Origin of the sequence: Desulfosporosinus sp., assembly GCF_014237355.1 — a bacterium.
In the GTDB taxonomy this organism is placed as follows: domain Bacteria; phylum Bacillota; class Desulfitobacteriia; order Desulfitobacteriales; family Desulfitobacteriaceae; genus Desulfosporosinus.
Genome location: NZ_JABZFS010000077.1, coordinates 130156 through 139887, shown reverse-complemented (window position 1 = coordinate 139887; position 9732 = coordinate 130156). Strand labels below are relative to the sequence as shown.

At 43.2% G+C, this 9732-nt stretch carries 8 protein-coding genes and 1 pseudogene; 7 read left to right on the top strand and 2 right to left on the bottom strand.

What is annotated here, in order from left to right; all coding sequences use genetic code 11:
- From HGJ98_RS19010 to HGJ98_RS18995, 4 genes and pseudogenes are all read left to right on the top strand, one after another.
- Window positions 1-1604 (top strand): annotated as a pseudogene (locus HGJ98_RS19010) (hypothetical protein); the annotation flags it as partial.
- A gap of 69 nt (window positions 1605-1673) precedes the next feature.
- Window positions 1674-2882, top strand: a complete 1209-nt coding sequence (locus HGJ98_RS19005; protein ID WP_291353279.1) for a hypothetical protein — start codon at window positions 1674-1676, stop codon at window positions 2880-2882.
- 241 nt (window positions 2883-3123) lie between these two features.
- Complete coding sequence (locus tag HGJ98_RS19000) at window positions 3124-4062, top strand: hypothetical protein (RefSeq protein ID WP_291353278.1); 939 nt, start codon at window positions 3124-3126, stop codon at window positions 4060-4062.
- Window positions 4063-4119: 57 nt separating this feature from the next.
- Window positions 4120-4470 carry a hypothetical protein gene (locus HGJ98_RS18995; protein ID WP_291353277.1) on the top strand — a complete coding sequence of 117 codons (351 nt, stop codon included), beginning with the start codon at window positions 4120-4122 and terminating at the stop codon, window positions 4468-4470.
- 252 nt (window positions 4471-4722) lie between these two features.
- Here the strand turns inward: HGJ98_RS18995 and HGJ98_RS18990 are convergent, their stop codons facing one another.
- Window positions 4723-5712: a glycosyltransferase family 4 protein gene (locus HGJ98_RS18990; RefSeq protein WP_291353276.1), complete on the bottom strand. Its 990-nt coding sequence runs from the start codon at window positions 5710-5712 to the stop codon at window positions 4723-4725.
- Between the two features lie 92 nt (window positions 5713-5804).
- Here HGJ98_RS18990 and HGJ98_RS18985 point away from each other — a divergent pair, with 92 nt between their 5' ends.
- Window positions 5805-6425 carry a bifunctional 2-polyprenyl-6-hydroxyphenol methylase/3-demethylubiquinol 3-O-methyltransferase UbiG gene (locus HGJ98_RS18985; protein WP_291353275.1) on the top strand — a complete coding sequence of 207 codons (621 nt, stop codon included), beginning with the start codon at window positions 5805-5807 and terminating at the stop codon, window positions 6423-6425.
- An 8-nt stretch (window positions 6426-6433) separates the two neighbouring features.
- Here the strand turns inward: HGJ98_RS18985 and HGJ98_RS18980 are convergent, their stop codons facing one another.
- On the bottom strand, window positions 6434-7429 hold the full coding sequence (locus tag HGJ98_RS18980) for a glycosyltransferase family 4 protein (protein WP_291353274.1): 996 nt from the start codon (window positions 7427-7429) through the stop codon (window positions 6434-6436).
- Window positions 7430-7616: 187 nt separating this feature from the next.
- On the opposite strand from HGJ98_RS18980, the gene HGJ98_RS18975 reads away from it, so the two are divergent.
- A complete protein-coding gene (locus tag HGJ98_RS18975; RefSeq protein ID WP_291353273.1) occupies window positions 7617-8702 on the top strand; it encodes an NAD-binding protein in 1086 nt (361 codons plus the stop codon).
- Complete coding sequence (locus HGJ98_RS18970; RefSeq protein WP_291353272.1) at window positions 8695-9609, top strand: NAD(P)-dependent oxidoreductase; 915 nt, start codon at window positions 8695-8697, stop codon at window positions 9607-9609. The genes HGJ98_RS18975 and HGJ98_RS18970 overlap by 8 nt, the downstream gene beginning before the upstream one ends.
- Window positions 9610-9732 lie beyond the last annotated feature (123 nt).

Below are 9732 nucleotides of genomic sequence, written 5' to 3'. Positions count from 1 at the left end.
CAGGAGAAGTTGGAGCGACGGGGGCAACGGGAGCCACAGGAGAAGTTGGAGCGACGGGGGCAACTGGAGCCACAGGAGAAGTCGGGGCGACGGGGGCAACGGGAGCCACAGGAGAAGTCGGGGCGACAGGAGCAACTGGAGCGACAGGAGAAGTTGGAGCGACGGGGGCAACTGGAGCGACAGGAGAAGTTGGAGCGACGGGGGCAACTGGAGCGACAGGAGAAGTTGGAGCGACGGGGGCAACGGGAGCCACAGGAGAAGTTGGAGCGACGGGGGCAACTGGAGCCACAGGAGAAGTCGGGGCGACAGGAGCAACTGGAGCCACAGGAGAAGTCGGAGCGACAGGGGCTACTGGTGCAACTGGCGCAACTGGCGCTACAGGAGCCACCGGTACCTTTGAATCCGCGGCAACAATAGAAAATGTAGGGCCTGCAGTTAGTTCTCAATTCAACGAGCTAAGGACTGCGGAAAAAACACCTATTATTGAATTGGTTTCAGTATATGGACTATCCGACCTTAGAGACGTTGTTACTATTACAGGTGCGGGGACAGTTGGAACTAATAATACGGAATTTGTATTAAGTACCACTGCAAATGGTGTAGATAGTGCGATCTTAGAGACTGCGGAAAGAGGAAGATACGAACCAGGATTTGCGGGAGAAGCAGGAATCGGTATACGTCTTCCAGTGGCTCCCACCGGGAATCAGGTGGTCAGATGGGGCGTTTTCGATGACCAAAATGGTTTGTTCTTTGGTCAAGATGTCGCGAACGGTATTTTCGTAGCAATTAGGAGGTCAGGCGTCGACACAATAATATCCCAAGCTGCGTGGAACGTGGATCGCTTAGATGGTACAGGACCAAGTGGTGCAACACTCGATCTTTCAAAAGGTAATATATTTCAGATGGTGTTTACTTGGTATGGATATGGTGTCATAGAATTTAGGGTAGTTTTACCAGACCCCACGACGTTAGCCCAACAGGTTATCACTGTCAATCGCTTTTCACCCACGGGTCAAACGAGTCTGGCAGACCCCAATCAGCCTGTGCGTGCAGAAGTATCCAACAACGGGTCGGCTACTGCAATCGATTTATTTGTTGGAGGAAGGCAGTATAGTATTGTCGGAAACTTTGACCCAGTATTCCGTATAACGTCTGAAAGAAGACAGGTCACAGCCACTGCAACGTTGACTCCAATTATTGCCTTCCAACGAAAAGCTGTCTTCCCTGCAGGGTCAGGAAGAGCTAACTCCGTCAGCGTTAGGTTAGAGGGGATTGACCTTGTAACCGCAGACGATATTGTTTATCAAGTAATATTGGATGGCACCATAAATGGAGCATTTGTTAACTATCCTACCGCGACTACAAATATCCCACTTACCGAGACTGCCTTAATGGTTAACAGCACTTTAACGACCATCACCGGTGGGCAAGTAGTATTACAAGGATTAGCAGCAGGGGCTTCAGGAAATACACGTGTTTTAGCAACGGATAGTCTCCTTGATTTTGAATTACCAGATGATAGCACAGTTACCCTTGCCGTTGCAAATTTGGCAGGTGGTAGTAATTTGGTAACAGCTACCTTCCAGGTAACTGAAGAGTGGTAAGAGGATAAGAAATCAAGGGAGAAAGAGAAATTCAGCTTTCTCCCTTTGATCAGAAAAGGAGGGATTGTCGTGTCCAATATTATTATCTCTAATATCGGTCCAGCTGTTGACTCGCAATTTAATGAACTAAGAGTTGCCAGAAAGTTTCCGATCGTTGAATTAACGTCAGTGTATGGAGTATCAGAATTAAGAGATGTTGTTATTACAACAGGCGGAGGAACCGTCACCAATGACGCAACTGAATATAGTGTTAGTACGACAGCAAGTGGAGTAGATTCTGCCATTTTAGAAAGTGCTTTAAGAGGCAGGTATGAGCCTGGGTTTGCAGGGGAAGCTGGAATCGGTGTTCGTATCCCTACTGCGCCAGCGGGGACTCAAATTGCACGTTGGGGTATGTTCGATGATGAAAATGGGGCTTTCTTCGGCTCAACCAGCACAAATATTTTTGTGGCAATACGAAGGGGAGGCGTCGAAACTGTCATTAATCAATCCGCCTGGAATGTAGACCCCTTAGATGGAACAGGACCCAGTGGAGCAACCCTTAGCCTTGCCGAGGGAAATATTTATGAAGTTGTCTTTACTTGGTACGGGTACGGTATCATTGAATTCAGGGTAGTTTTACCGGATCCCACAACCTTAGCCCAAGAAGTAATTACCGTTCATCGCTTTTCACCGACCGGTGAAACAAGTATTGTTGATCCCAACCAACCGCTCCGAGCAGAAATCGATAACGCCGGAACAGCTACTAGCTTTGATTTATTCGTAGGCGGCAGACAATATAATATTATCGGGAAATATAATCCTACCATTAGGATCACTTCAGAAAGAAGAACCATTTCCGATGTCACGACGACATTAACCCCTGTAATTTCATTTACGAGAAAAGCAGAATTTCCAGCAGGTTCAGGAAGAGCTAACTCCGTTGAAGTGAGTTTAGAGGAAATTGACATTATTGGGACAGTAGAGTTAGCTTATCAAGTACTTTTAGGCGGGACTCTCGACGGCGCATTTGTTAATTATCCGACAGCTACTACCATCATCCCTAATGCTGAAACGGCTCTCTTGGTCAACACAACTTCCACAACAATTACCGGGGGACAAGTGGTGTTTCAAGGATTAACATCCGGCGGTGGTGGCGGGACCAGAGTGCTAGCGACTTCTGAAATTTTAGACTTTGCCCTTCCCGTTGATGAGGTTGTCACACTAGCCGTAGTTAGAATCGCAGGTTCAGCTACAAATACAGTCAACGCATCCTTTAGTGTCACGGAGAGTTGGTAAGTGAGCTGTCTAGTACAAGTTAAACATTGAAAAAAGTCTAAGACTACCACTTCGTAAAAAGCTGGAGTCTTAGACTTGGTTAAATTCATTAAGCTCAACGGTCATTCTTCTATTACGACCCTTCCTTGTAAGTGCAAATATCTAGACCTCTAATCTCTTGAAACGTATCACTGTGGTGTCAATAATAAGTGGACGGCCATATCATATAGTAATGGGATTGAGGAATGATGGAGGATTTATGATGGATAAGCTTGATGACCAGAGCAAAAAAAAACTATTAACCCTCCCACAAGTTGTTGGAGTAGGGCGTGGTTTCAAAGAAGTTAAGGGTGTAAAAACCGATCAGGAGGCTATCGTTGTCTTAGTAACAAAAAAACTTCCTTCTGAACAGCTAGCCGACCATGAACTCATACCCAAGAATGTATATGATATGATTACGGATGTCATTGAAGTGGGAAAACTCCAAGCCATAGAAGTGGAAATACTCGAACCGCTCCAAAGTCGCACGGAAAAGGTGAGACCCGCGCCTCCAGGATTGAGCATTGGTCATTATTTAATTACGGCTGGGACCTTCGGAGCCGTAGTTTACGATAACTCTACCGGGCAACCGATGATTCTTTCAAATAATCATGTCCTAGCGAATACTAGCAATGGCAACGATCAAAGAGCCAGTATCAATGATAGGATCTACCAACCTGGACCCCTTGATTTTGTCCATGTTGATCTTGGCTACGCAGCTCGACAGTATATTATTGCTTGCTTGAAGAGATTTGTTAGTCTAGCTGATTACCCAGAAATTAATGTTGTAGATTGTGCCATTGGGGAACCGCTGGAAAATAGCATGATCGTTCCAGATATTCTCGAGATCGGTTCGGTTCAAGGAGTCACTACGCCAGCTTTAAATATGGCAGTCAAAAAATCGGGACGTACTACGGGTTTAACGTTTGGTGAGATTATTGTTCTTGATGCTTTGGTTGACGTGCATTACGGAGCGGGACGAACTCTGCGTTTTGATCACCAAATTATTACCACTAAAATGTCCTCTGGAGGAGATAGCGGTTCCCTTCTGTTTGATCACAATAACTTGGCGGTCGGATTACTGTTCGCGGGCTCAGACTCTATAACGGTACACAATCCAATTCAAGATGTTTTGGATTTATTGAGTGTAAATTTCGGCTGATGAACGTCATGGAACTGCATTTTAAACAATAGATAAATCAACGGGGAGGCCTTAAAAATGTTTTACGTTACGACAGGCATCTTGGATAATACAGCTGTTGGAGACGGGAGGCCGACGTTCACACTAAATATAAGAATTACAAATAACGGCCTAGTTAATGATACGGTACAAATCATAGGCTTCTATATTAATGGTGATACGAAGGTGCAGTATGTCAGTGAGATTATTACTCTAGTACCGGAGGGTGCTCTGAATAGAAGTTACTATGCAAATTTAGATGCCTTCGAATTTCAGTTTATGACTATTCATAACTCAATGGAGATCTCGGTATGGGGAAAAAGCGCTAATAACAATCTAAATCCAGCGCATAGGGTATTGCCTTCCGAGCTCAATCCTATTCCCTTGTGAAAATAGATACGTATCCTCGGTGAGGATATAAAACCAAAATGATTAATGGAATGTCGTGTCAACAAGGGATGGACTTCCATAACTTAAGTAATGAGTTATGGCGAGGATGGATCCAATAATGAAGATTTAGACTTCACCTGATTAAGAAAATAATAAATGAAGGGGCCGTAGCTGGCCCCTCCAAGTCTTTATACAATCACTCTTTAGTGATTTTCTATTCTTCCCTTCTGTTTCCCAATATTTTACAAGGTCTTACTTAAGGCTTAACAAGAACGCCTCTACTTGATCTGCAGTACGTTGCCAAGTCCAGGTTTGAGCGAAAAGGTGGCCAGCGTTTGCTAGACGCTGACGTTCCATTTCATCAGTTAGCAAATATCTAATGGCTGAGCTAAGTTGATCAATGTCGCTAGGAGGAACTAAGAGACAGTTTTCACCACTTCTGACATAATCACGGTTTCCGCCACAGTCGGTGCTTATAACGGCCGTGCCGGAAGCCATCGCTTCAAGGGGAGGTAAACCAAAAGCCTCAAAGTAAGAGGTGTATACGAAGAGGTCAGCCTCCGCATAAAGTTGAGCAAGCTCTTGGTCTGTCGTCGAGGTTTTGACTCGACATGGAACCGGGCTAGCAAATTGAGCGCTCTCCGGTATAGATACAGTTAATTCAAAATCAATATGCTCTTTTACTTGATTGACAGCTTGCAAAAAGTCTGAACCCCCTTTCCAGGTATAGCCTGAAGTAGGATCACGCATGATGTAAAAAATGTTCTTGCGGCCCGTTAGTGCAGAGGGTTTAGGATAAGGGCAGAATGTCGAGGTATCCACTCCGCCGGAAATTACCGTGCTTTGTAAGCCAGTTTCTTGGAGTATAAGTTGACGGTGCCACTGAGATATTGACATGATTGGAGCACCAATTAGATAAGTCTGTTTTGCAGTTTCTGATTCTGAAACCCAAAGAGGTTCATAACCCAAACTCAAGCGAACAACTTGCCCACGTCTAGATTCCCAAGCGGGTTTAACTGTCAAATAGAAGTTTGGAAGTATGAAATCGGCTGAAGGGATGGAGGCTGGGGTTAGCTCTTTTACTCTTCGCAATTTGGCACGAAGCGGCCATACCTGGAGTCCTTTTTCGGGCATCACGATTTCAACATCATGCCCCTTGTCAACAAGGGCATTGGCTAGATGATAAATAAAACGGGCTCCCCCGCCCATTTCTAAACTAAGAACAGGAAACACGATTTTCATAGTTTGTCCTCCCTTTACTTTCCGGTACTACATATTATGCTTTCACAGAGGGTATTGGTGTGTCAGATGGCACTTTAAATGAAATTTTGAATATGATAGTAAAGAAACGAAAATTAAGGATGGAAGGATGTCAGCCTGTGACAGTCAATACCGTAAAGCATAAGGGTTTTCTCGTTACCATTAATGAACTACTGTCAGATTCAAATACGGTCCTTGATGTAGGCTGTGGAGTAGGTGAAACCCTTGGAAAGTTCTGTTGTCCGATAAAAGTTGGGGTTGATGCTCATCGTCCCTACTTAGAAAATACTAAGTTGGGTGAAACGTTTTTAAAGATAAATTTTAGAGCAGAGGGCCTAAGAGAATTGTTTTTGCCTAAGTCGATAGACAGTGTAACCTTGATTGATGTTATAGAGCATTTTGAGAAAGAAGTTGCTTGGGACGTACTCTGCCAAGTAGAAGAAATCGCTGCTAAAAGGGTGATTATCTTTACTCCAAGAGGGTTTTTCCGACAACTTGACGTCGATCACTATAATTTGGGGGGAGAAAGCTTTCAAAGGCATCGATCAGGATGGGAGGTAGAGGATTTTCAAAAGCTTGGTTACAATATTTTGATTTTTAGTAAGTTCCATGACCATAGTAATAAAGCTTTTTTGGAGGTCTATGGAAAAAATGCTGAACCTGTCGATGCCCTTTTAGCTTGGAAAGACTGTTAAAACGAATCCTAAGAGCGGGCTAACTGAAATAGTAGGGTCTCTAACTTATTAGCAGCGTGCCGCCATGTCCAAGACTGAGCAAACTGCAAACCAGCCAGGGCAATGCGAGTCCGTACTGCTTCCTGAGTTAATAGATGAGCTAATACAAGAGTTAGCTGATGAGTATCACTGGGGGGAACTAGAAAACAGTTCTCTCCATTTTTTGTATAATCCCGGTTGCCGCCATTATCGGTCGTTACGACGGCAGTTCCACATGCCATTGCTTCTAAGGGAGGCATGGAAAAAGCTTCGAAGTACGATGTTGAAACAAAAATATCTGCTTGAGCGTAGAAGAGGGCCATATCATTGTCAGCAGGGGCTTCAATGATTTTATAGGGAAGGGGTGCTTGATAATTTGCTCCTTCCGGAGCTACAACTTGTATATCAAAATCCGGAACCAATTGCGCTAAACCCTTACAAGCTTCCCAAAAGTCATCAGTGCCTTTCCAAGTATACCCATGTTCTTTAGAACGAAGAATATATGCGATGGTCAATCGTCCGGTAGAAAGAGATTTTTTAGGACTAGGTGTAAAAACAGAGGTGTCAACTCCTCCGGAGATAACCGTACTGTTTTTCCCTGTTTCTTGTAGGATTAATTGGCGATGCCATTCGGATATGGAAATTATCGGAGCATTTATATGGTAAGAAGCTAATGCTTTTTCTTTTTCTGCAACCCATAAAGGTTCATACCCAAGGCTTAGTCGTACGACTCGGCCTTTTTTTGATTCCCATGCAGGAAAAACTGTAGGATAAAAATTTGGCAGGATAAAATCTGCAGAAGGGATTCTATCAGGAGTAAGCTCTTTGATTCGAGTAACTTGTGCACGCAGTGGCCAAGCAACTATAGCTTGTTCAGGAAGTACAATCTCAACAATGTGTCCTTTATCCACCATCTCGTTTGCTAACTGATAAATAAAGCGTGTTCCTCCCGTTTCCAAGCTTACAACAGGGATTACTATTTTCATGTTTTGTCCTCCATAAATTTATTATCTTTTTAGTGTATGTTCTAACAGGCATCAAGGTTGCAAAACTTTACAGCTTTATCCAGCGTCACAGAGATTATTTCTAGCAGATATATAGATCAGTTGTGTCAACTAAGAGTGGACTGCCATAACCTATAGTGATGATATTGGGGGAGGATGGTTTCCAATAATGAAAATCTGTGTCGTTGGGTTGGGGAATATCGGGTTTAATCTGTTCGCATATCTGGATCAGAAATTCTCTGGAGAGGTCATTGGGGTGGATGTAAATGAGAGTCGAGTTAAAGAGCTGAGACGCCAGGGATATAGAGTAACCACGGATTATAGGGCATTAACAGGGATAGATATATGGTTAATGGCACCTTCTACCGGTAACCAGGGCCAAAATTTGTTTTCAGCCCTAGAGCATATGATCATTTGTCCAGGCGCTTTGATCTCCATCGAATCGACGTTGCCTCCGGGTACCATGGTGCGAATTCGAGAATTCTTGGAGAAAAGAGGGTTTAAATTAGGGACAGATATTTTCTTAATTCATGTTCCTCACAGGGTAATGTTTGGAGTGGATAAAACCGTTTGTGATACCCCCAGAGTGATGGGAGCCTTCACAAAAGAGTGCCTAAAAAAGGGCCGTGAGTTTTATAGCCCATTGGTCCCACAACTGGTAGAGGTTTCAGATGTTCGAGTGGCTGAGTTATCGAAGGTTGTTGAAAATGTAAAACGTTATGTTGATGTCGCTTTTGCCCAGGAGATTTACGGATTTTGTGTTTCTAATGGGATGAGTTATGAAGAACTGAGAATGGCTGTTAATAGTAAAAACAATGTTGAATTACTGACAACTGATTGGGGAATTGGAGGGGAATGTCTGCCTAAAGATATGAACTTTTTAAGGACGGTTTGTCCCTCGGCTTTGTTAGAGGGGGCTGAGCTTGCTGATCAGGGTTATCGAGATCGAATCCTTAAACAGGTAGGTATAAGTAAAGAGGTATGGCTAAGAGGTATAAGCTATAAAACAGGAGTCAAGGATCTTAAGCATAGCAGAGGGGTAGATTTGGTTAGGGCTTTAGAAGCCGCCGGCAATACGGTTAAAGTTGAAGATCCATTATTTTCTGCAGATGAGTTAAGTGAAGCAGGCTTTAATCCAATCAATCAGCAAACGGTGGATTCTCAAAACAATGAAGAAGATACTGCCAGGGTTATTTTAGATCGGCATAAGGCCTTAGAGATTAAAATGTGGGAAAAGGAGCAATACGATGGCTAAGATTTTAGTGACGGGAAGCAAGGGCACGTTAGGTAAACGATTAGTAGAAGTACTCAAATTTAGAGGAAACGATGTTTGGGAAGTGGATTTGCAGCATCATCTGGGGGGGAAATATATTAGAGCGGATATCTCTGAGTATCGTCAGTTAGACCGGGTATTTGAACAAGACTATGATTATGTTTTTCATTTAGCCGCTGAATTTGGACGTATCAACGGAGAACATTATTATGACACTCTCTGGAAAACTAATGTCATTGGAACAAGGAATATATTAGAATGGCAATTGAAGAAGGGTTTTAAGTTGATCTTTACAAGTTCCTCAGAAATCTATGGGGAAGCGATGGAGCCATTGTTAACAGAAGATTTGCCTCTGAAGAAGACGATTATTCAGCATAATGATTATGCTCTGACTAAGTGGGCTAACGAAGTGCAAGTGATCAACTTCGAAAAGAAATACGAATCTCCAATCGTTAGGCTACGGTTATTTAACGCTTACGGCCCCGGAGAATACTATCATTCCTATCGCAGTGTAGTCTGCCTCTTTATTTATCGAGCTTTACAGGGAATCCCATATGAGGTTTATGAAGGCTACTATCGTGTTTTTATGTATGTAGATGATCTAATTCCTACCATAGCTAACGTTGCTCATAACTTTAAACCTGGGGAGGTTTATAACATTGGAGGGACGGAATACCGAAGTGTCAAGGATTTAAGCGATTTGGTGCTTAAATATACTAATGGCAATTCGAAATTAGTAAAATATCTTCCTGAAGATAAGCACAATACAGTTAGTAAACGACCAGATATCAGTAAAGCAAAAGAGGATCTAGCCCACAACCCAAAAGTGTTGCTAGAAGAAGGTTTGCCCCAAACTGTAGAGTGGATGAAGAAGATATACAGTAATTAAGTGATAATCTTACTTCAATGGAGTGTAAACTCCATTGAAGTAAGATTCCTAAATAGACGGTAAATGCCAAAAACTTGAAGCATCCGTCATTTAGCCAATACTCAGAATGAGTCTAGCTTACTG

Coding starts and splice junctions, on each gene's coding strand:
- HGJ98_RS18990 (WP_291353276.1), bottom strand. CDS start 5,712: ATGAAAATCGTGTTTCCTGTTCTTAGTTTAGAAATGGGCGGGGGAGCC.
- HGJ98_RS18970 (WP_291353272.1), top strand. CDS start 8,695: ATGGCTAAGATTTTAGTGACGGGAAGCAAGGGCACGTTAGGTAAACGA.
- HGJ98_RS18995 (WP_291353277.1), top strand. CDS start 4,120: ATGTTTTACGTTACGACAGGCATCTTGGATAATACAGCTGTTGGAGAC.
- HGJ98_RS18980 (WP_291353274.1), bottom strand. CDS start 7,429: ATGAAAATAGTAATCCCTGTTGTAAGCTTGGAAACGGGAGGAACACGC.
- HGJ98_RS19000 (WP_291353278.1), top strand. CDS start 3,124: ATGGATAAGCTTGATGACCAGAGCAAAAAAAAACTATTAACCCTCCCA.
- HGJ98_RS18975 (WP_291353273.1), top strand. CDS start 7,617: ATGAAAATCTGTGTCGTTGGGTTGGGGAATATCGGGTTTAATCTGTTC.
- HGJ98_RS18985 (WP_291353275.1), top strand. CDS start 5,805: ATGATAGTAAAGAAACGAAAATTAAGGATGGAAGGATGTCAGCCTGTG.